Raw genomic sequence first — 22,611 nt, 5'->3', positions numbered from 1 at the left:
TTATTGATTGAGCTTTTGATAAAGCTCGTCAAGTATCTCCTGAGCGCGTTGCTCATCTTGAATCAAATTGCCTTGTTGATCCCAAACTTTACTGTCTAGAATCGAATAATCTTCACTTGGGCTTAATTTTAGTTCAGCTGCAGGTTTGCCATCTTCATACCATACCTTTTGAACGATGGGCTGATCATCTGAATATTCTTCCTGTAGCCCAAGTTGACCATTTGAATAGTACGTTTCAGTTTTTCCAACTAATCTCTGGTCTTGGCTGGTCGATTTAAAGCTGATTTTTCCATTTTCAAAATAGCCCACAACTTCACCGTCGACATATTTACTATCAAAGCTATTTAAGCCTTGAGGGGCTTTAATCCAAAATGGATCAGATTGTTTTTTACGGCTATTTTGATAGAAGTCCTGAACTAAGAAACGGCCATCTTTATCACGACCTAATAATTTTCTGAAATATCCATTTTCTACAGGTGTGAGTGAATAACCCTGATCCATGATTAAACCGCACTCACAGGCTTCTTCACCTGCATCTGGAGCAAAGTAAGCAATAACAGGTTCAGTTGTTGCCATGGTTGTTGAAGATGAGTGCGTGGTTTGTAAACTGGTACAACCCACCAGTGTAAAGCTCATTAAACAGGCACTAAGCAGTAAGGGGATCGTTTTCATAATGATTACTCTTTTATCGTGTTTATGATTGTGTTTATTTATTAAAAATGGAAGATTGCTGATCTTCTATTAAATTGTATTTAGGTTTAAGCGGTTTGTCGATCTATATAGAACTGTAAGCCTTTGAGTAATAAGTCTGATTCAATTCTTGGTTGATATTTCTCTAGAAATTGTGCAAATAGATTGGCATCACCACCTGTTAAAATAAGCTTTCGTGGTTGTTGCTCAAGCACTTTTTCAATGGTGCTTAACAGCCCCAAGAAAATGCCATGATGTACTGCATCTATGGTATTCCGACCAGGACTTAGCTCTGAAAAAGCCGCATCTGGAATTTTAATACCTTTGGTTTTTTGAATTAAAGAATCGCGTTGTAAATAGAGGTTAGGTAGAATATAACCGCCTAAATGTTGTAACCCTTGGGTTAAATCAATTGTTAAAGCTGTGCCGCAGCTAATCACACACAAGTCATCATCAGCTTTCGCCACAGCCAAAACTTGTAACCAACGGTCGATCCCAAGTTGTTCTATATGGTCATAGCCACAACGTAATCCTGCATATTCAGCATGCACTTTGGCAAAAGTTACCGGAATATCGAGTAATTTTAAAATCTGGACAATGCGTTCGTTGTTTTTTTTATCTTGGACTGAGGAAATTCCAATTTTGTCTAAGCCTAAACCACGAAAATGTTGAATTAAACCCAGTAGCAGATCCGCAGGGGATTGGAGATGTAATTCTGCTGCCTGTTGAATAATTTGATTATTTTCAGTAATCCAATATTTTAGACGGGTATTTCCAATATCTAACCAAAGTGCTTTCATGATTTTGCCTAATTGAAGCTGAACACAATCTGCATAATTATTTTATTTGAAAATATTGAACGACTTAGAGAGCATCTCAATCTGATCAATCAAATAGGGCAAATAACCTGCGGTTCATTTTGCTGAACGTTGTTCCGTACTGTTAGTAACTGTTAGTAACTGTTTGCTATGATCTTTGGATCAATACGATTACTGCGCAATATATAGCGAAATGTATAGCGAAAAAAGCCCTGTTTTAAATAATTGCCGAACACTTTTTAGCAATTTATATGCTCAATCTAACTCATTTTAGACAACGGATCACATCGTTATTTATGCTTCAGCTAAGCGTAAACGCCCTTGATAGACATTGACTAAGCCTTGAGCTGTCAATAAATTCAGTGCGCCATCATCAGAAATTCCTTTGAAAATACCCTCAATTGAATTTTGAATTTGTTCAAAATGAACCTGCTGATCCATAAAGGCAGCATAGTGATTAAATCGTGCTGCGAGGTTATAGCAACCATGATCAAACCATTGTCCAGCTTGTTGAATTGCCAAATACATTTCTGCAATGATTTGGATTCGATTTGGAAATTGTAGGCCTAATTGCATTACCGAGGTGGCTTGTTGGGTCACATTTTCTTTGGGGATCGGAAATAAGTTGATCCCGATTCCAACAATGGCTTGATGTGGTGAAATGGGCTCAACCAAAATTCCACCCCACTTTCCTTGAGGGCTATATAGATCATTGGGCCATTTAATTTGTAATGCTGGTAAATTCTTAAGTGTTGGCATTTGTAAGATATTTAAAGCAATTTCCAATGCTAAACGCCCATCTAAGGGTGTTCGAGTTTCAAGCAATGTGCTTAAATAAATGTTACCAATGGGCGAAACCCATTCCCGTTGGTGCTGACCTCGTCCTTGAGTCTGAGTTTCACTACAGACCAAAACTGTCTTGACGCCGCTGAGCGCAATTTCACGCACATCATCATTGGTCGATGCTGTCGTCTGCTTTAAAAGCAGCACTTCAGGGAGTTCATTTGCTTGTGTAAGAAGTTGTCTAAGATGACGAGTCTCTAAATCCATGTTGAATCTGAGAAGAGTGAAGGAACATTTATGGAGTTAATCATATATTTAGGTATTGGTGCAATCGCAGGATTTGCTGCTGGGCTATTTGGTGTTGGTGGTGGCTTAATTATTGTACCAATTCTCTATGTGGTCTTTACTAAAATGGGCTATGATCCTTCGGTCATTATGCACATGGCATTGGGAACTTCACTTGCAACAATTATTGTAACTTCAATTAGTTCCGTAACAGCGCATCATAAAAAAGGTGCCGTACTTTGGAATGTTTTTAAAAACTTAGCCCCAGGTTTGGTGATTGGCTCATTTATTGGTGCTGGCATTGCAGATATTTTATCAGGTCAGCATTTACAGCTAATCATTGGTGCTTTTGCAATTTGGGTGGCATTTAAAATGTTTAAGGGGGCCAATGTTAAAGTCGATGAATCTAAACAATTACCAACTACGCCTATGCAAATGCTGGCTGGTGGGGGAATTGGAGTTGCATCGGCAATTTTTGGTATTGGTGGTGGAAGTCTGACCGTTCCCTATCTCAACAAAAATGGTGTGGTGATGCAAAAAGCCGTTGCAACATCAGCAGCTTGTGGTTTACCGATCGCAATTGCGGGTGCGCTCGGTTTTATGTTCTTTGGTGCACAAGAACCAACCGAAATTAAAAATTCAATTGGTTATGTGCATATTTATGCCTTTATTGGGATCAGTGTAATGAGTTTTATCACTGCCAAATTTGGCGCAAAGGTGGCGCATGCACTTTCTCCAGCGATGTTGAAAAAATGCTTTGCATGCTTACTTACAGTGGTCGGTCTTTATTTTATTTATCAAGGTATTACTAAGTAGATTCCGATCAATGGTACTTTTTCTAAACACTGAGTTGACTTAAAATACATTAAAATTGTCGGACAATGTCATGGTTTCAATTGAATTAAATCAGGTACAACTAAAATAATGACAATTGACATTGTCCAAGAATAATAAACCAAGATAGGAATTATATGCATTCGGAAGAAGTGGATAGCCTTTCAGAACAGATTGCCAAACATATTAGTGAACAAATTATTAGTGGCGAGTTGGTTGAAGGGGAAAGAATACAAGAACTACGTATTGCCAAAGAACTGGATGTCAGTCGTGGCTCGGTACGTGAAGCCCTTTTGCTTTTAGAAAGAACCCATCTGATTGAAATTTATCCTCGTCGTGGTGCAATTGTCTCAGAAATGTCAGCACACCAAGTCCGTGCATTGTTCGATACCAGCGCATTGTTATTAGGTCAAATCGTGCAACGTATGAGTGAAACATGGCGCAATCATGAAGCTGAAGCGATTCAGCAGATGATGAATCATTTGGTTGAGCAGGTGAAGCAAGGCAATACTGAAAAGTTTTATGATGGCATATTTCAATTTTTATCAGGGCAACAGGACATGGTTGGGAATCCCTACCTGATGAAATTTTATAAAGAGTTGTTACCATCCCTACGAAGAAGTTATTTTTTAACCTTAAATACTTCAAGACGCGAGCTTCAAGAAGCTTTAGAATTGCTTAAGTTGGTGATTGACGCAATTTTAATCCGAAAATCACAACAAGCTACTTTATTTATGGAAGATTTTTGTCGACACTTACGTAATCTAGTGTTGGAATCTCTGACACGGATGAAACAAATCGAACTCGCTTGGGCGCGGAGATCGCGTCGGTAATTACTAGGACATTATGCGTTTAAGCAGCTTAAAACTTTCAGGCTTCAAATCTTTTGCCGATAGTACAACACTACAATTCAAAGATAACCGTACAGCGGTGGTTGGTCCTAATGGTTGTGGTAAATCCAATGTGATTGACGCGATCCGTTGGGTGATGGGGGAATCCAGTGCACGCCAGCTCCGTGGTGGCAGTATGCAGGATGTTATTTTTACAGGAACGGCAAAACGTAAACCTGTAGGTATGGCAAGTGTAGAACTGCGCTTTGAAAACACCTATGGCAAATTAGGTGGGGCTTATAACGCGTATACTGAACTTGCTGTTCGCCGTCAGGTGAATCGTGATGGAAAATCTGAATACTTTCTCAATGGGACGAAGTGTCGACGTCGTGATATTACCGACATTTTCTTGGGTACAGGTTTGGGTCCTCGTTCTTACGCAATCATCGAACAGGGGATGATCAACCGCTTGGTTGATGCCAAACCTGAAGAAATGCGTATCTTTCTTGAAGAGGCTGCTGGAGTTTCTCGTTATCAGGCTCGTCGTCGTGAAACACTACAACACTTAGAACATACCACGCAGAACTTAGACCGCCTCGAAGATATTGCTTCAGAACTCAAATCACAGCTTAAAACCTTAAAACGACAGTCTGAAACTGCGGTTCAATATAAGACTTTAGAAACTGAAATTCGTACGTTAAAGATTGAAATTCTATCTTTCCAGTGTGATCGTAGTTCTCGTTTACAAGAACAATATACGGTTGAAATGAACGAATTGGGAGAGCACTTCAAACTGGTGCGCTCTGACATGAGTACTTTGGAACATGATCTGACTTCAACCAATGAGTTGTTCCAACGTTTGATTCAACAGTCCACGCCTTTGCAAAATGAGTGGCAACAAGCTGAGAAAAAACTCTCTGAGTTGAAAATGACTTTGGAACAGAAACAAAGTTTATTTCAACAGAACTCAGAAGCTTTGGGAAATTTTGAACAGCAAAAAGCTCAAACCAAAGAAAAGATTCAGTTGATGGAATTGCAATTGGAAACCTTGCACGGTCAATTGGAGCAGCAGACTGAACATTTACAACATGCTGAGTCTGAAACACAACAACGTAGCCAGGCCTTTACCGATTTAAAAGCGCAGCAATTGCAAGCACAACAACAGTATGAACAGGTCAAAGTTCAAGTTGAAAAGCAACAGCAGCAAAAAGCACAAATGCAGGCGCAAATTGAACAACTTGCAAAAAATGTAGCGCGTATTGAACAGCAGAAAGACACCTTAAAAACCCAAGCTGTTCAGGTTCAAAGTCAATTTCAAACTGAAGATGTTCAACAACTTGAGCAAGATAAAATAGCAATCCAAGCTGTAATTGTTGAATTAGAACAAAAAATTAATCAAGCAAAGCAGCAGTTTGAACAACTACAGGAAAGCATTAGTCAGCAAAAAACTCAGATTTCGGCTTTAAAATCTGATGTACAAGTGTTGCATTCTGAACAGAAAAACCTCACCCAATTAATGGCGAAAAGTGCTGTAAATAGCAAGGCTGATACGGTGCAATTGATGCAGGTATTAACGCTGAATGCACAAGGCAAAGCACATGCACCGCTGGTTGAAAAGTTTTTAGCCAAATGGTTGTCAGCCCATATTGTTGATCAAGATGCTGATTTTGCTGAAAGTGTGGCACGTCAGCTTAAAGCAACAAGCTCGCAAGATAAAATTCAATTGAATGGATTGGCATGTTTAGCAGATTGGATTGAATCTCCACAGTATTCATTGTGGAATCAAGTCGCTGTAATTGAAAACCTCGCTCAAGCTTTAGCGGTACAAGCACAGTTAAAAGCAGGACAAAGCATATTGACGCTAGATGGTTATCATGTTGGTCAAGATTGGGTGATTGGTCTGTTCTTTGATGAGTCGAGCCAAGCCGCACAGGGTGCACTCAGTCATCGCATTCGCCTTGAAGAAATTGAAACACAACTTGCACAGCTACAACCACAGTTGATTGAAGCTGAAACTGTATTGCCAAATTTAAATCAGCAATTTCTGGACCTGCAAAAACAGATCCAAACAGAGCAAGACACGCTAAAACATCAGCAAAAACAGCTACAACAGTTTGATCTGCAAATTGCTAAGCAGCAAAGTGCTTCACAAGCATTTGAGTTGCAGAAAGTTCAGCTGAATAGTCAATTGCAACAGTTAGATGAGCAACTTGAAGAAGATGCAATGCAGAAAGATGATCTTGAAATCGATATGCATTCGGTCATCCTCAAGCTTGAACAAAATCTTCCTGAGTTTAAAACCTTGCAATTCAAGTTGGATGAGCTCAATGAGCAGGTTGAAGAACAGCAACAGCAATTACAGCTTAAGCAGCAAGATTCTGAAACTACACGTCGTCTAGCTGAACAAAATAAACAGCAAATTGAATTATTAGACAAAGACCTATCCTTCTCTAAAACGCAATATCAACAAATTATTGCGCAAATGGAGCAAGCCAAGAAGTTTGTAGATCCAATTCAATTGGAATTGCCGAGTCTAGAATCGCAATATGTTGAGCAGGCACAACAAACTGAAAAACTGCAAAAAACTTGGAGTGAGTGGCAAGTTGAATTGAATAATATTCAATCCAAACAGCAACAACTTACAGAAATGCGCCATTTGCATCAGCAAAATGATGAGCAATTGCGTACAAAACTGGAAGAGCGACGTTTGGCTTGGCAATCGGCAAAATCAGATTTACAGCATTATTCCGATCAACTTAAAGAGATGAATGCTGAAGTTAAGCAAGGCGTGTTGATTGATTTACCTGTACATCAAGAAAAATTTGAGAAAGCACAGCGTCAGTTTGAAAAATTAGGCGCGGTCAATTTAGCCGCTTCAGAAGAATATGAAGAAGTTTCTAAGCGCTTTGAAGATCTAACCCATCAAATGCAAGACTTAGAAAATACGGTTGGGCAATTGAAAGATGCCATGAAGACCATTGACCAAGAAACCAAAAAATTATTTATGGGTACTTTTGATCAGGTTAATGCTGAATTAAAAGTATTATTTCCAAAAGTCTTTAATGGTGGTGAAGCTAGTTTAAGTCTTGAAGATGACTGGCAGTCTGGCGTGAAGTTGATGGCACGTCCACCCGGCAAGAAAAATAGTTCATTGGCTTTGTTATCTGGTGGTGAAAAAGCATTAACGGCATTGGCTTTGGTATTTGCTATTTTCCGTTTGAATCCTGCACCTTTCTGTGTTTTGGATGAAGTTGATGCACCTTTAGACGATGCTAACGTTGGTCGTTTTTGTAATTTAGTAAAAGAGCTTTCTGATCAAGTCCAATTCATTTACATTACACATAATAAAGTTGCAATGACGATGGCAACCGATTTGCTGGGTGTGACGATGCCTGAACCAGGCACATCAAAGCTCGTCACTGTGAATTTGGAAGAGGCAAGAGAATACGGTTTAGCCGCGGAGTCGTAGTATGGAAGTCACCACAATTATTGGAATTGTTGTTGCAGTAATCATCATTCTGGTGGGTTTAAGGATGGTGCTACGAAAGCCCAATGATGCCGCACCTTCTTTAGAGTCTGAATTGCATATCAATGAAGACTGTAAACAACCGGTAATTCCTCGTCATGTACGAGATCAATTGCGAACAGACCGTGAGTCTCAAGAGCAAGTGCGTGTTGAACCGAATTTAACTGCTTTAGACTCGGTCGAAGTTGCAGATGAAAAACAGCAAAAGATTGAGGATGTAGCAGTGGAGTCGAATGCTATTCATTCAACTGAGCTTGAGCATGCCGCAATTACACAACAAACTGAAAAGACGGAAACAGTGGCAAGCACTGAATCCGCAACAGAATCTGTAAAAGCACTTGATGTGCAGACAGAACCGACGACTCAAACTCATGATTCTGCCAAAGCCGTAGTCAGTCAGGACAAAGAGGAAGCGTTTCAATTTAATGCCAATGTTGAAACAGCTGAAATCAAAGAGTTTGATGAGGAAAGTAGTATTTTAGATGTTCATTTAAATGAGCAACAAAAATATGATGATGAAAGCGTATTGTCTACGGCTGAAACCATTATTGCGCTGAATGTTTATCCGAATCCACGTAAAGCATTGTCTGGGGATAAAACCTTAAAAATGTTGCTCAAATATGGTTTACGTTTTGGTGAACTCTCTTGCTTCCATCGTTATGAGAATCCAGAGGAAGAAAGCCATTTACTGTTTTCTGTATTACGTGTCACCGACAATGGTCCAGATGGTTTTGATTTAGAAACCTTATCGACTGAACAAGTTCAAGGTTTGGCTTTTTTCTTGGCACTTCCTCATTCAGATGTGCAAAAAGGCTTTGATACCATGGTCAGTATTGCTGGCTTAATTGCCCGTGAAATAGACGGTACGGTCTATGATGAAAACAATCTTGAATTTACCCCACAACTGAAAGAGCATTGGCGCCATAAAGCGATCGATTATCGTTCAGGACATGATGCTTAGCATAACGTCATATTTACTTTATAATTGGTATTCAGAATTTTAGGCGGAGTATTCCGCCTTTTTATGGTGAAAAAATTTATGGAAAATAATCCTGTCGTGACGCAAATGCGTCAATTGATTCAACTCATTGCAAAACATAATCACGCTTATTATGTGATGGATCAGCCGAGTATTGAAGACAGTGAATATGATCAGTTATTTCACCAACTCAAAGCCTTAGAGCAACAACACCCAGAATTGGTTCAGGCAGATAGCCCAATCAATAAAGTGGGTGGAAAACCGCTGTCTAAATTTGAAACCATTACCCATACTGTACCGATGCTGTCCTTGGGCAATGTATTTAATCAGGACGAGTTATTTGCTTTTGCCCGCCGTATCGAAGAACGATTGCCCAATCAAAAGATTCAATATGATGTCGAGCTAAAATTTGACGGATTGGCGATTTCGCTCTGGTATGAAAATGGTGTATTGACACGTGGTGTAACCCGTGGTGATGGTGAAACAGGCGAAGTGATTACGCAAAATGTAAAAACTATTCGTAATTTACCGAAAGTATTGTCTTCGGATAAAGTTGCAGTGCCACGCTTGTTGGAAGTTCGTGGTGAAGTATTGATGCCAAAAGCTGGCTTTGAACGACTCAATGCTGAAAATGAAGCGAAAGGTGAAAAGACCTTTGCCAATCCTCGAAATGCTGCGGCAGGTAGTTTACGTCAGCTTGATCCAAGTATTGCAGCATCTCGCCCTTTGGCATTCTATGCTTATGGTATTGCACAATGTGAGCCGCATCATGGCATTGAGTCGATGTCAGCGAGTCTTGAATGGTTGACTAACTTTGGCTTTGCTGTGGGTGAACGTCATTTCATTTGTGAAAGTATTCAAGAGGTACAAGAAAAATATCAGCAAATCAATCAAGAGCGCCCGAATTTAGCGGTTGAAATTGATGGCATGGTGATCAAAGTTGATGATCTTCAACAGCAACAAAAGCTGGGCTTTTTAAGTCGTGAACCGCGTTGGGCAACAGCGTACAAGTTTCCCGCAGTTGCAGCCTTAACAACGGTTGAAAATATTGATTGGCAAGTCGGACGTACCGGGACTTTAACCCCAGTAGCACGCTTGAATCCTGTGGCTGTGGGCGGTGTAACGGTTTCTAATGTGACTTTGCACAATATTGGTGAAATTCACCGTCTGGACGTTCGTATTGGCGATACGGTCAGTGTCTATCGTAGCGGTGATGTGATTCCTAAAGTTGAAAAAGTATGGTTAGAATTCCGTCCAAATGACGTGACAGAAGTACATTTACCTGAAAATTGTCCAGTATGTTCTTCTCCTGTCGTAATGCCAGAAGGTGAGGCTTTGGCACGTTGTTCGGGTGGTCTATATTGTTCTGCACAACGTATTGAGGCCATTCGTCACTTTGTTTCACGTAAAGCGATGGATATCGAGGGTCTCGGTGATCGTTGGGTAGAGTCACTGTTACATCTTGATCTGTTAAAAGATGTCGCGGATATTTACCATTTACATGAGCATCGTGAACAGTTACTGACCATTGAAAAAATGGGTGAAAAATCTGTCCAAAATTTATTGGATGCGATTGAGAACAGTAAGAAAACCACACTTGCTGCATTTATTTATGCCTTGGGTATTCGTGGTGTAGGCGAGACGACTGCACGTATGCTTGCCAACACTTTCCAGACGCTGGATGCGATTCGTCATGCTGATCTTGAAGCATTGAAGAAAACTCCAGATGTTGGTGATATTACCGCTGAGTGGATTGTTGATTTTTTCCAAGCCCCACATAACCTTGAAGTGATTGATCGTTTGCTTGCAGCTGGGATCCATTGGGATGCACCAGTTGCACCCACCCGTCAGCCTTTAAATGGTGAGAGTTGGGTGATTACAGGCACATTGGCAACCATGGGGCGTGATGATGCGACTCAAATGCTACAAGCACTTGGTGCGCGTGTCAGTGGCAGTGTGTCGAGTAAAACTAAATGTGTGGTTGCGGGTGAAAAAGCCGGTTCTAAGCTTGAAAAAGCAGAGAAACTGGGTGTCGCTGTACTGAATGAACAGGAGTTTTTAGCATTAATGGCTGAGTATGGACAGGCATAGATTCGTTTAAACTAACTCTAAAATTACTGTAAAGATACAGTTGTTGTATCTTTGCAGTTTTCAAAAATTAAAATCATCAATTCGAGATTGATGCGATAGCAAATCAACAAGTCATCATTTTTTAATAAAACTTTGAGCAGTGTATTTTAGCGATTGTATTTCGCAAGGTTGCTTGATCTATCATTAGCACGCTATATGATAATAATTCTTATTTATTAGAATTTTCCATTAAACTTAACTTTAGATGAGAAATTACAATTCTTAACAATAGTGAAAGTATATATAATAATCATTATCATTTGAAAAGTGTCTTATTATTTATATGAAAAATTTTTCTCGAACATTTCTAGTCAATTCTATTTCAATCGTGCTTTTTGGTGGGGGACTTACACAAACAATTTGGGCAAATGATGAAATTACTGCTTTGCCTACGATTAAGGTCGCTGCAGAAAAAAAACAAGAAAAACAAACATTTGCCAATGGTGCTTTGCAAAAAAATACAGATTTGGGGCCATTGGGAAATAAGAAAATTATAGATACGCCGTTTAGTATCACGTCTTATTCGGAACAATTGATTGAAAATCAACAAGCTAAAACTGTGGCTGAAGTGTTGAAAAATGATCCTGCGATTCGGATTACAACCAATCAAGGGCATTTAAACGAGAACTTTAAAATTCGCGGTTTTGATGTCAATCATGAAGATATGAACTATAACGGATTTTTTGGTGTTGCACCTTATGGACGTATTCCAACAGAGTTTTTAGAATCGGTAACCGTACTTAAAGGTCCTAATGCTTTGGTAACTGGTGTTGCACCTACAGGCAGTGTAGGGGCTGTGGTGATTGCCAATTCTAAACGAGCAGATCAAGAACTCACCCAAGTTTCTGCATCGTTTCAAGATGAAGGATATTATCAATCAGGCTTTGATGTATCTCGTCGTTTTGGTGAGAACAAAGAGTTTGGTGTGCGTGTGAATGGTGTGTATGGTCAAGGCGAGCATATTGTTGATGGAATGGATGATCGTCATATTTCAGGAGCGATTGCTGCTGATTACACCACAGATAAACTAAAGATTAATTTTGATTCTTATGCAATTCGTGACAATCGCAAAGGTGGTTCTCCTGCCATGATTGCAATGGGAGTAAAAGACTCAAAAGGGAATGGAATTAGCCAAGTGCTCGCAGCACCTAAAGGGGATTTAAATTATTTTCCGCATTTAGAAGGAAATACTAAAAGCAATTTTGTTGGATTATCGGGAGAATATAAATTTACTCCTGATATCAAAGCATTTGCTGGAATAGGTTATGTTGAGAAAGAGTACGCGGGACATTTATTTGGTACTCGTATGATTGTGACGAATTTAAATGGAAATGCAACCTCACAATATTACCGAGTGGGTTCACAGGAGCATAACACTGCTGCCAATGCAGGCTTTGAAGCAAAATTTGATACAGGTATGATCAAGCATACTTTAGGTTTACGTGCAGATTATCTGAAACGTAAATACAATCAGCATACTGGACAAGGTGCGACGCCTGTACCTTTCGAGACCAATATTTACAATCCATCCGATAATGGAAATATGCCTTTAGCGAATCCTACGATTCTACCTTTGGGTGATAATAAATATGTCAGTTATACCTTAACAGATCAGCTTTCAATGTTAGATGATAAATTACAGTTAATCGTTGGTGCACGTTACCAAGATATAGACACTAAAAATCTTCAGAAAAAGACAGCTTATAGTGATGATAAAGTTTCGCCAAGTTTAGGTGTTGTATTGAAACCGTTTGGTGAAAATCTTTCTCTTTATGCAAGTTATGTGGAAGGTTTAGTTGAAGGTTCAACTGTAGATTCAACGTTAAAAGATGTGAATGCAGGAAAGACCTTTGCACCCTTTCAAACCAAACAATATGAAGTTGGAGCGAAGTATCAGGCAGGATCTTGGTTAAATACATTTGCACTTTATCAAATTGAAAAACCAAGCACCATGGTGACTACTTTTAATCAAGCTGATGCAAATAAAAATACGCAGATTACCACAGATGATGCAGAAACGCGTTCTCGCGGTGTGGAATGGTCATTTTCAGGTGAAATCATGGATGGCTTAAATCTGCTTGGAAATATTGCCTATACAGATGCAGAGTTAACTAAAGCTGCAGTAACCAAAGGTGTATCAAATGAAGGAAATACGGTTTTTGGTGTACCTGAGTGGACAGCATCTTTAGGGCTAGATTATGCAATTCCGATGCTTGAAGGGTTCAATGTCAATGCTCGTGCAAATTATGTTGGTAATCAATATATGAATGATGCCAATACACTTGAATTACCTGATTATACTATTGTTGATCTAGGCGCTCGTTATAAAACAAAATTAGGTGGGGTAAATACTACATTCTTATTCAATGTGGATAATGTCGCCAATAAAAAATATTGGGAAGGGATGTTTAACCAAAACTATGCAGTGGTGGGGGGAGCCCGTACTTATAAAGCTGGTGTAACTTTTGATTTTTAAGCCTTAGCTGATATTGAACGCTATAAGCCAAAAAGCCTTTTTCATGATTGAAAAAGGCTTTTTTGATTTAAAAATCAGTTGAGCTGTTATTAAATATATTTCTTCACCACACCGTCATCAAGGAGCTGCTGGAAATGCTCGACTAAACTGGTTTCAATATTACGATAACTCATCCCCAGTTCCTGTTTGCTTTTATCAGCATTAAAAAAGATAGGGTAGCCCATATTCTTTTCAATAAAATCACGCGAATAGCCAAATGCAGGTCCAATAAATTTAAATGCTTTTTTCGGAACTTGGTTGCGTGGAAAAGGAAATTTTTGTCCAAAATTTTGACGTAAAATTTTACCCATTTCCAAAAGGCTGAGTGAGCCACCACTAATAATGTAACGCCCAGCTGCATTTTCCTTGAATGCTGCCAAAATATGCGCATCAGCAACATCACGAACATCCACAATACCATTCCACATCGGTGGGACACCGAGTAAGGTCATGCCGTTGGCAAATTGCTCTAAGACTTCTACACTCCCTGACTGTGTATTTGCGGTTAGTGATGGGCCAAGTACCAGTGCAGGGTTGACACAGATCAGCGTCCAACGATTTTGTGCTTCTGCCATTTCCCATGCTTTACGCTCTGCCATAACTTTTGAATAAGGGTACGGTTGGTGCGTGGTTGAGCTGGTGGTATTCCAGTGAGATTCATCAAACTGATTATGCTGCGTTTTTAAAATATCAATTGCATCGCCATAAGTAGACGCGATACTTGAAGTCACAATGACTCGTTTGACAGAATCTGTTTTATTGACACTATTTAAGACATTTTCCGTGCCTAAAATTGCAGGTTCAATAATATCTTTAACGGCATCTTTATAATTGGTCACAACAAATGGTGAAGCCATATGCAACACAACTTCACAGCCTTGCATAGCTTCATCAAAAGAACCATTTTCTAAAAGGTTAGCTTTAAATAGTTTTAGTGTGCCAGAGCTGGCTTGTGCGATTTTCTCTAAATGTGCAAAGCTTTGTTTCTTATTAAGATCACGTACAGTGGCATGAACGGTATAACCTTGCTCAAGTAATTTTTGAATGACCCAACTGGCAATATAGCCTGTTGCACCTGTAACTAGAATAGGTGCTGATGTGTTTCCCTGAGACATTATTTTTTTCCTGCTAATTGTTAATATTCAATATCATAAATATTAAAGTTAAAATTGTCTTGAAATATTAGCATTAAAAAAAGCCAATAAGATAAGTATGGGTTCTGTCATTGAAAATGAACAGAAAATGGAATAATGAGGGTGAATAAGAAGCATTTTTAATGGTTACAAAATAAATCATTTTGAAATTTGATGAAAAATCACCAATAAACCATCAATGAAATTTTGTAAGCGGTTATTTTTTATATGAAAAAATACTTATTCAAATTGCAAATGCGTATGTTTATCATTTTAATTTTATAAAAATCATAAACTTACACATTTTGTCTTTTGCAAAACTTGCAAAATTTGTCCATACTATTGCAAAAGAATGTGGAGTAATTGAAATGCGTGGCAATCCAGAAGTCATAGACTATCTAAATATGTTGATCGGTGGCGAACTGGCTGCTCGTGATCAGTATCTTATTCATTCACGTATGTATGAAGATTGGGGCTTAAGCAAAATTTATGAACGTATTGATCATGAAATGCAAGAAGAAGCTTCACATGCAGACGCTTTAATTCGCCGTGTACTTTTCCTTGAAGGTACGCCGAACATGAAGCGTGACGATATTGTCACAGGTGAAGATGTTGTAACCTGTTTAAAAGCCGATTTGGCATTGGAATATCATGTACGTGAAAAATTGGCGCAAGGCGTAAAGTTATGTGAAGAAAAAGGCGATTACGTGACCCGTGATATGCTGCGTCAACAAATGAACGATACTGAAGAAGATCATACTTACTGGCTTGAAAAACAATTAGGTTTGATCGAGTTAATTGGTTTACAGAATTATATTCAATCTCAAATGTAAGACACACTAAGCGTCTTGCTTAAGGTGAGACGTTTTAGATTAAAAAAGCCTTTAGATATTCATCTAAAGGCTTTTTTAATGCTTCAGTGGTTATTTCTTTGAAAACTTCTGAATATCTGCTAAAACTTGATCGGCATGTGTTTGGGTATTTACACTGCTATAGTGATAGACAATTGTTCCTTGTGGATCAATCAAAAAAGTTTCTCGTTTTGCTATTTTGGCAATGCCCAAGTTTCGGATGATTCCAAATTGGTCTGCGAGTTGATGATTGCTATCGGCAAGAATTGGAAAATTTAGTCCCAGCTTTTCGGAGAACTTTTGATGAGATTTCACATCATCCAAACTTACACCGAGCACCACCGCATTATTTTTTATAAATTGTGGGTAGAGTGATTTAAATTGATTGGCCTCTTGTGTACAGCCTGGTGAATCATCTTTTGGGTAAAAGTAGAGAACAACCCATTTACTTTTATATTGACTCAGTTCGTGCCATTTTGAATTTTGATCTTGTAGTTTAAAACTTGGTGCAGGTTTACCTACCCATTGCTTTTGGTTGGAATCCAGTTTGGAGAGAATAGAGCTTTCCGCATGGCTGGCCGTGTTCAATATGCATAAAGCTGAAACGGAAAGTAAGCTAATACTGAACAGTCGTGATAGTTTCATGACAAACACTTTCCTAAATTGATCCTGATTTGATCTTAGCAAATTTTAAGGTTTAGGCGGAATGTAAAATGTTTGCAATTGTTCACATGCCATTTATGATGAAAGACCGTTTAAAATAAATAGAACCTAACGTTATGGATGTCGGTGCAGTATTGATTCAACTAAAAGTAGCCATGATGGACGATGTTGTTGCATGGCAAAATCAATTGAATAGGCGTAAGCATGAGGCAATTGAAACACTTCAGGCTGAAGGTGTGCATGTTGAATCATGGTTCCATGTGGAACTGGATGGACTAGATTATTTGATTGCTTATACACGGGCAGATGATATTGCAAAAGCACATGAAATTTCGAGAAAAAGTCAGTTTGCAATTGATCAAGTACATCAGGAATTTAAACGCACTTGGCAAAAAGTGATTCCAGCCAGCTTATTGGTCGATTTACACCATCAGAAATAGTTAGAAGTCCGATTGTCGTTCAATTTTAAGCATGATCTAATAAAACATCGTTATTGTTTTATAGTGGCTTAAATTGAATCAACGTATTTTGCTGATCACAGGTTGGGGCGGTGGAACCAAACTACTCAATGCTTTACAACAGGCTTTACAACAACAAGGCCATGAAGTTGTATTGATCAATATCTTTAATGCGCTGGATCAAAGTGTTTTACAACAGCAGGTGGAGCAAGCCAAAGATTTTGATGTGATTTGTGGTTGGTCTTTAGGTGGGCAATTGGCAAGCTTGCTGGTCGAGCAAATTAAACAGCAATACCAACAACAAAAAGTCTTGATTACACTGGCTTCAAACCCTTGTTTTGTGGCAAATGCTGAGTGGCAAACGGCAATGAGCCAAACAACCTTTCACAACTTTAAACAGTCCTTTGAACATGATGCGATTGCGACATTAAAGAAATTTGGTTTTATGGTTTGTCAGGGCACCGCAACCACGCGAGAAGATTTTGTACATTTGCAAAGTTTGATTCAGCCGCAAAATTTAGAATTATTAAAACAGGGGTTGGCCTGTCTTGAGCAATTAAATAATGTCGCGATCTTAAATAACTATGCTGGCAAACAGTATCATATATTTGCTCAACAGGATTTCTTAGTTAGTGACAAAGTCTATGAGAAATTTAAAAATTTCACAGCAAAGTTTTTAGATGTCGAGCTGGTAAATGGTTCACATGGCGTTCCAGTTTTTGATTTTTTAAGTCTAAGTGACAAAATCTGCCAATATTTACAAAAAATAGAATAAATCTATGGATCAGTGGTGAATCTCGCAATTTATTTTTATTGCGCGCAGGTTTAACATCGCTAAACTGTTTTTTGCTGTAATTGTAATGCACATGGAGTAAACGGATGACCGATTTAAATAATGGGTTTGATGATGTCGATCTTGAACAATCAAAGTTAGATGATCTGGACTTTGATCGGCAACATATTTGGCATCCATATACTTCTATGACCAATCCCTTACCGACCTTTAAGGTTAAAAAAGCCTATGGTGCAACCATTGAACTTGAAGATGGGCGCCAATTGATAGATGGGATGTCTTCGTGGTGGTGTGCGATTCATGGTTATAATCATCCTGAGTTGAATCAAGCGGTGACAGATCAGTTAAAGGATATGTCACATATCATGTTTGGTGGATTTACCCATGATCCAGCGATCCAGCTTGGAAAATTACTGGTTCAACTTAGCCCACCTAATTTAGATAAGGTGTTCTTTGCAGATTCTGGTTCTGTCGCTGTAGAAGTGGCGTTGAAGATGGCTGTACAGTTTTGGTCTTCACAGGGCTATACAGAGAAAACTAATTTTGTTACCCCACGATCTGGCTATCATGGCGATACTTGGAATGCGATGTCTGTTTGTGACCCTGTAACGGGCATGCATCAAATTTTTGGTTCAAGTTTGCCCAATCGCTTATTTGTTCCAGCCCCTCAAGTCGGATTTTATGAGCAATGGGATCAAAGTGACATTGCTGAACTTGAGAAAACTTTGGCTGAACAGCATGCAACGATTGCAGGTTTAATTCTTGAGCCAATTGTACAAGGTGCGGGAGGGATGCGTTTTTACCATCCTGAATATTTGCGTCAAGCCAAATTGCTTTGCGAAAAATACAATGTTTTGCTGATTTTTGATGAAATCGCTACGGGTTTTGGGCGTACAGGAAAACTATTTGCATGGGAGCATGCACAAGTTGAACCTGACATTATGTGTATCGGTAAAGGTTTAACGGGTGGCTATATGACGCTTTCTGCGACATTAACCACCAAGCATATTGCTGAAACGATAAGTCAGGGCGAAGCGGGTGTGTTTATGCACGGCCCAACCTTTATGGCAAATCCCTTGGCATGTGCAGTTGCTGTCAAAAGTACACAATTATTAATTTCTCAAGATTGGCAGAGCAATATTCAACGAATTGAAGCTCAGCTTAGAGATGCCTTACAGCCCTTACAGTCCCTTAATCATGTTGATGATGTGCGAGTTCTTGGTGCGATTGGTGTGGTTGAATTGACTATGAATGTCGATATGAAAACCTTACAACAGGAATTTGTACGTCGTGGTATCTGGATACGACCATTTGGTAAATTGGTCTATGTCATGCCTCCATATGTCATCACAGCACAAGAATTAAAAACTTTGCTGGAACAATTGGTCGAGGTGGTCAAAGGTATGGAGCAAAGCACATGAGCTTGATCAATACGCACCTTGAGCATTTTTCACAGCAGCTTGATGTGCTTAAACAGCAAGGCAATTTACGCCAATTTCGTTCGAATGTTCAGCAAGGTCGTTATATTCGCCTTGATCAGCATCAAATGCTCAATTTGGCTTCAAATGATTATCTAGGATTGGCATCTGATCTCACATTACGTGAACAGTTTTTTGATGAAACACCAAATGATCAACGACGAATGAGTTCTTCGTCTTCACGTTTGTTGACTGGACATTTTCCAGAATATGAACTGCTTGAAAATAGTTTAACTCAGGCTTTTCATGGTCGGGCGGCATTGTTATTTAACAGCGGCTATCATATGAATATTGGTATTTTACCTGCACTTGCAGACAGTAAAACGCTGATTCTGGCAGATAAATTGATTCATGCCAGTATGATTGATGGGATTCGTTTATCTTCTGCCAAATATGTGCGTTATCGTCATAATGATTTAAATCATTTGACTCAGCTTTTACAAAAATATCATGCGGATGAGGCTTTCGAGCGCATTATTGTCGTGACTGAGTCGATTTTTAGTATGGATGGTGATGAAACTGACTTAGCTGCATTGGTGAGTATTAAGCAACAGTTTTGCAAAGTCATGCTCTATGTAGATGAGGCACATGCAATTGGAGTACGTGGTGAGCAGGGCTTAGGTTGTGCTGAACAATATGCGGTGATTGATGATATTGATCTACTCGTGGGGACTTTTGGAAAGGCAATCGCTTCAGTTGGCGGTTATTTAATTTGTCATGCTGTGATTCGAGATTATTTGATTAATGCTATGCGCTCTTTGATTTTCAGTACAGCACAACCGCCAATATGTATGGCATGGACAAACTTTATTTTTCAGAAAGTTTTAGGCTTAAATCAGCGCCGTCAATATTTGCAGTCTACAAGTCAGTATCTACAACAGGCTGTTCAAAGCAAAGGTTTTGAGTGCCCATCAACATCACATATTGTTCCGGTCATTGTAGGTGACTCGATTAAAACGGTTGAAAAGGCCAAAGCATTACAAGATGTGGGATTTTATATTATGCCTGTACGTCCCCCGACTGTGCCGCAACACAGCTCACGGTTACGTATCTGTTTAACTGCTCAAATCACCCATGCTGATCTAGATCAGCTAACTCCGTTGTTGTGAGTTGAATGTGAAACATCCAGAAATTGATAAATCACAGGTTGCCTTGCGTTTTGCTCAGGCAGGGCAGAGCTATACTGAACATGCGGTCGTACAAAAAAATATTGCACAACAACTGTTTAATTTAATAAGTGAATATTGCCCAGCACACTATGAAAATGTGTTTGAAATCGGTTGTGGTTCTGGAAACTTAACTGAGCTTTTACTGCAAAATTTGCAAATTAAACATTTGATTTTAAATGATCTATACCCCGAAGTTCAGCAGCATTTCCCTGCGGATAAACCGATTGAATATCGGATTGGCGATATAGAACAGCTTGAATTTCCAAAACATTTAGACTTAATTAGCTCAAGTTCCGTTTTACAATGGATGAGTGATTTAAATGGTGTTTTTCAACAGGCCTTTCATCATTTAAATCCTAATGCGTATTTTTGTTTTTCAACTTTTGGACAGCATAATTTACAGGAAATTAAAAGCTTAACAGGGCAAGGTCTGAATTACCTATCCCTTGACGATCTGCAACAACAATTAAAGCGAAATGGTTTTGAAATTCTACATATTTCAGAGCAAATTGAGCATCTCAATTTTTCTCATCCCAAATATATTTTGCAGCATTTAAAAGCCACAGGAGTGACTGCGACAGCATCTGGCTTTAGATGGACAAAGCAGAGTCTCGCCGATTTTTATCATCACTATCAACAGTTTTCACAGGCTGATCAGTCAGGAAATATACGCTACTCACTGACTTATCATCCTATTTATTGTATTTTGCGGAGAATGTCATGACTGGATCAGTTTACTTTATCAGTGGAATAGATACTGGAATTGGCAAAACCTATACCACCGGATATTTAGCCAAATTATGGAATGAGCAGGGTCAAAAAACCATTACGCAGAAATTAATCCAAACGGGTAATACCGATATTTCAGAAGATATCGAACAACATCGTGAGATTATGGGAATGGGCTGGTTTCCAGAGGATGAAACCAAGCTCACCATGCCTGAAATCTTTAGCTATCCTGCATCGCCTCATTTAGCCAGCAAAATTGATGGGCGTGAGATTGATTTTGAAAAAATTGCAGATGCTACTCAACGACTTTCTGAAACGTATGATGTTGTTTTGTTAGAGGGTGCAGGTGGATTGATGGTACCCCTAACCACCAGCTTACTTTCAATTGATTATGTGGCCCAGAAAAAGCTTCCTGTGATTTTAGTCAGCTCAGGCCGATTGGGCAGTATTAATCATACGATTTTAAGTTTAGAGGCTTTAAAAAGTCGTGGGCTTGAGCTTTATGCACTTGCTTATAATTTAAATGATGAATCTCAGGATGAACTGATTTCAAAAGATACCGCAGAATTTTTAAAGCATTATTTGGTGAAACATTTTCCGAACAGTGCATGGATTGATATTCCAGTAATCTGTTAGTTTGTTCATCGAATTGAGTGCTGAAACAGCTGATTCATAGTGTTCCGAGCCTGCTGTTTTCTTGTCGCTTTTCAAAAATCTGAATGCTTTAAATAAGCGACGTGTATAAAAGGTAATCCTGATGAGTTTTAAAATTCGAATTGAGTTATTTAAAGAGCTTGAAATAACTTCTCTTGATTTTGAAAGTAATGCAGCAACGCAAATTTTAAGTCGTTTTGATCAGATTGATTGGATGCAACAAGTCGTCTGGGGATACATGGAGGAGCACCACGGTGATTTTCCTTTTTTTCAAATTGAGCATATCCAAACTGGGCGTAAGTTCGGCGGACTATTTGTGGTTTATAGTCGCAATCAATATAACTTTAATGCACATGCTGAACTCTATCAAAAACAACAAAAATCGCATTTTTTTGGTTTGTTTAAATCTGAAGAGATGCCCAGTTTTGATAACGATGACCTTCCTTTTGCGGTATTTCGGGATTGTTTGGAAAATTTTTTACGTGGCAATGATTCGGAAATCGAGCGTTTAATGAAAACAGTCTATCCAGGTTATACCAGCACAGGTTTTTTTGATCATTGATCGTTAGTGGCTAAATGCAGAATCTAAATTTAAAGTCATTTTTTTTAAATGGCTTTAAATTTTATTGTGACTTAATAATAAAAGCATTCTTCTGATTTGAACTATGTAACTCTGCATCGTTACATAAACAATAAAGTTATAACAAATTAATCTTTTTTTAACATGAAAAGTCATTTATATTTCATATCAGTAGCGTAATTTATGTCCAATAAGCGCTGTGAAATAAAATAAACCGAAAATAATGAAGAGGTGAACCATGTCAGGATGGTATGAAATTAGTCAAGCTAAAGATGGTCAATATCGCTTTGTATTAAAAGCAGGAAATGGGGAAATTATTCTCACCAGTGAGCTCTATAAAGCAAAAGCTTCTGCACAAAATGGTATTGCATCTGTGCAAAAAAATAGCCCAGATGATGCACGTTATGATCGCCTAGAAGCGAAAAATGGTAAACCTTATTTCAACTTAAAAGCAGCAAATCATCAAATTATCGGAACAAGTCAATTCTATTCAGGCGATGCTGCTCGAGATAATGGAATTGAGTCGGTGAAGAAAAATGGCCCTTCAGAGAAAATAAAAGATTTAACAGAACCAACCTAAATCCGCAATAAATGATCCACATCAATCAGTAAAAGCATGTCATTGCAATGACATGCTTTTTTTGAATCTAAAAAACAAATGATAAAAAATAAGTGTCTATTTATGGTAATAAAATTCTAATATTTGAATGGTT

20 protein-coding genes are annotated in these 22,611 nt (G+C 38.7%); 15 read left to right on the top strand and 5 right to left on the bottom strand.

The window, feature by feature from the left end:
• The 3 genes from GJV03_RS18180 to GJV03_RS18170 form a co-directional block, all read right to left on the bottom strand.
• Positions 1–672, bottom strand: a complete 672-nt coding sequence (locus tag GJV03_RS18180) for a membrane-binding protein (RefSeq protein WP_154130764.1) — start codon at positions 670–672, stop codon at positions 1–3.
• Positions 673–758: 86 nt separating this feature from the next.
• Positions 759–1,490, bottom strand: a complete 732-nt coding sequence (locus tag GJV03_RS18175) for a type III pantothenate kinase (RefSeq protein ID WP_004724053.1) — start codon at positions 1,488–1,490, stop codon at positions 759–761.
• Between the two features lie 312 nt (positions 1,491–1,802).
• Positions 1,803–2,558: a biotin--[acetyl-CoA-carboxylase] ligase gene (locus tag GJV03_RS18170; protein WP_154130763.1), complete on the bottom strand. Its 756-nt coding sequence runs from the start codon at positions 2,556–2,558 to the stop codon at positions 1,803–1,805.
• A 30-nt stretch (positions 2,559–2,588) separates the two neighbouring features.
• On the opposite strand from GJV03_RS18170, the gene GJV03_RS18165 reads away from it, so the two are divergent.
• The 6 genes from GJV03_RS18165 (at position 2,589) to GJV03_RS18140 (ending at position 13,351) form a co-directional block, all read left to right on the top strand.
• Positions 2,589–3,392, top strand: coding sequence for a sulfite exporter TauE/SafE family protein (locus tag GJV03_RS18165; RefSeq protein ID WP_154130762.1), 804 nt, complete (start codon positions 2,589–2,591; stop codon positions 3,390–3,392).
• A 155-nt stretch (positions 3,393–3,547) separates the two neighbouring features.
• Positions 3,548–4,243 carry a GntR family transcriptional regulator gene (locus GJV03_RS18160; RefSeq protein WP_154130761.1) on the top strand — a complete coding sequence of 232 codons (696 nt, stop codon included), beginning with the start codon at positions 3,548–3,550 and terminating at the stop codon, positions 4,241–4,243.
• 13 nt (positions 4,244–4,256) lie between these two features.
• Positions 4,257–7,709, top strand: coding sequence for a chromosome segregation protein SMC (gene smc / locus GJV03_RS18155; protein ID WP_154130760.1), 3,453 nt, complete (start codon positions 4,257–4,259; stop codon positions 7,707–7,709).
• A 1-nt stretch (position 7,710) separates the two neighbouring features.
• Positions 7,711–8,727 (top strand): cell division protein ZipA C-terminal FtsZ-binding domain-containing protein, encoded by a 1,017-nt coding sequence (locus tag GJV03_RS18150; protein WP_151957682.1) that lies wholly within the window; start codon positions 7,711–7,713, stop codon positions 8,725–8,727.
• A 78-nt stretch (positions 8,728–8,805) separates the two neighbouring features.
• Positions 8,806–10,836, top strand: coding sequence for an NAD-dependent DNA ligase LigA (gene ligA, locus GJV03_RS18145; protein WP_035370689.1), 2,031 nt, complete (start codon positions 8,806–8,808; stop codon positions 10,834–10,836).
• Positions 10,837–11,158: 322 nt separating this feature from the next.
• Complete coding sequence (locus GJV03_RS18140) at positions 11,159–13,351, top strand: TonB-dependent siderophore receptor (RefSeq protein WP_154130759.1); 2,193 nt, start codon at positions 11,159–11,161, stop codon at positions 13,349–13,351.
• Between the two features lie 89 nt (positions 13,352–13,440).
• On the opposite strand, the gene GJV03_RS18135 is transcribed toward GJV03_RS18140, so the two are convergent.
• On the bottom strand, positions 13,441–14,505 hold the full coding sequence (locus GJV03_RS18135; protein WP_151957679.1) for an aldehyde reductase: 1,065 nt from the start codon (positions 14,503–14,505) through the stop codon (positions 13,441–13,443).
• 386 nt (positions 14,506–14,891) lie between these two features.
• On the opposite strand from GJV03_RS18135, the gene bfr reads away from it, so the two are divergent.
• Positions 14,892–15,356 (top strand): bacterioferritin, encoded by a 465-nt coding sequence (gene bfr, locus GJV03_RS18130; RefSeq protein ID WP_004724037.1) that lies wholly within the window; start codon positions 14,892–14,894, stop codon positions 15,354–15,356.
• A 90-nt stretch (positions 15,357–15,446) separates the two neighbouring features.
• On the opposite strand, the gene GJV03_RS18125 is transcribed toward bfr, so the two are convergent.
• A complete protein-coding gene (locus tag GJV03_RS18125; RefSeq protein ID WP_154130758.1) occupies positions 15,447–16,019 on the bottom strand; it encodes a peroxiredoxin in 573 nt (190 codons plus the stop codon).
• Positions 16,020–16,153: 134 nt separating this feature from the next.
• Here GJV03_RS18125 and GJV03_RS18120 point away from each other — a divergent pair, with 134 nt between their 5' ends.
• The 8 genes from GJV03_RS18120 (at position 16,154) to GJV03_RS18085 (ending at position 22,478) form a co-directional block, all read left to right on the top strand.
• Positions 16,154–16,477: a DUF6176 family protein gene (locus GJV03_RS18120; protein WP_154130757.1), complete on the top strand. Its 324-nt coding sequence runs from the start codon at positions 16,154–16,156 to the stop codon at positions 16,475–16,477.
• A 73-nt stretch (positions 16,478–16,550) separates the two neighbouring features.
• The gene (locus GJV03_RS18115) at positions 16,551–17,270 is read left to right on the top strand and encodes a YqiA/YcfP family alpha/beta fold hydrolase (protein ID WP_154130756.1); all 720 of its coding nucleotides are present in this window, start codon (positions 16,551–16,553) and stop codon (positions 17,268–17,270) included.
• Positions 17,271–17,374: 104 nt separating this feature from the next.
• Positions 17,375–18,709 (top strand): adenosylmethionine--8-amino-7-oxononanoate transaminase, encoded by a 1,335-nt coding sequence (gene bioA / locus GJV03_RS18110; RefSeq protein WP_105714441.1) that lies wholly within the window; start codon positions 17,375–17,377, stop codon positions 18,707–18,709.
• Positions 18,706–19,875, top strand: a complete 1,170-nt coding sequence (locus GJV03_RS18105) for an 8-amino-7-oxononanoate synthase (RefSeq protein ID WP_105714440.1) — start codon at positions 18,706–18,708, stop codon at positions 19,873–19,875. Before bioA ends, GJV03_RS18105 begins: the two co-directional genes overlap by 4 nt.
• Before the next feature lie 7 nt (positions 19,876–19,882).
• Positions 19,883–20,659, top strand: coding sequence for a malonyl-ACP O-methyltransferase BioC (bioC, locus tag GJV03_RS18100; protein ID WP_105714439.1), 777 nt, complete (start codon positions 19,883–19,885; stop codon positions 20,657–20,659).
• Positions 20,656–21,300 (top strand): dethiobiotin synthase, encoded by a 645-nt coding sequence (gene bioD / locus GJV03_RS18095; RefSeq protein WP_004724021.1) that lies wholly within the window; start codon positions 20,656–20,658, stop codon positions 21,298–21,300. Before bioC ends, bioD begins: the two co-directional genes overlap by 4 nt.
• A gap of 121 nt (positions 21,301–21,421) precedes the next feature.
• Positions 21,422–21,880 carry a hypothetical protein gene (locus GJV03_RS18090; protein WP_154130754.1) on the top strand — a complete coding sequence of 153 codons (459 nt, stop codon included), beginning with the start codon at positions 21,422–21,424 and terminating at the stop codon, positions 21,878–21,880.
• Positions 21,881–22,136: 256 nt separating this feature from the next.
• Positions 22,137–22,478 carry a YegP family protein gene (locus tag GJV03_RS18085; protein WP_004724017.1) on the top strand — a complete coding sequence of 114 codons (342 nt, stop codon included), beginning with the start codon at positions 22,137–22,139 and terminating at the stop codon, positions 22,476–22,478.
• Positions 22,479–22,611 lie beyond the last annotated feature (133 nt).

The organism is Acinetobacter sp. RIT698, from assembly GCF_009668065.1.
Lineage (GTDB): Bacteria > Pseudomonadota > Gammaproteobacteria > Pseudomonadales > Moraxellaceae > Acinetobacter > Acinetobacter guillouiae.
Note: the sequence above shows the minus strand (reverse complement) of the source record. Positions and strands in the feature narration are given on the sequence as shown.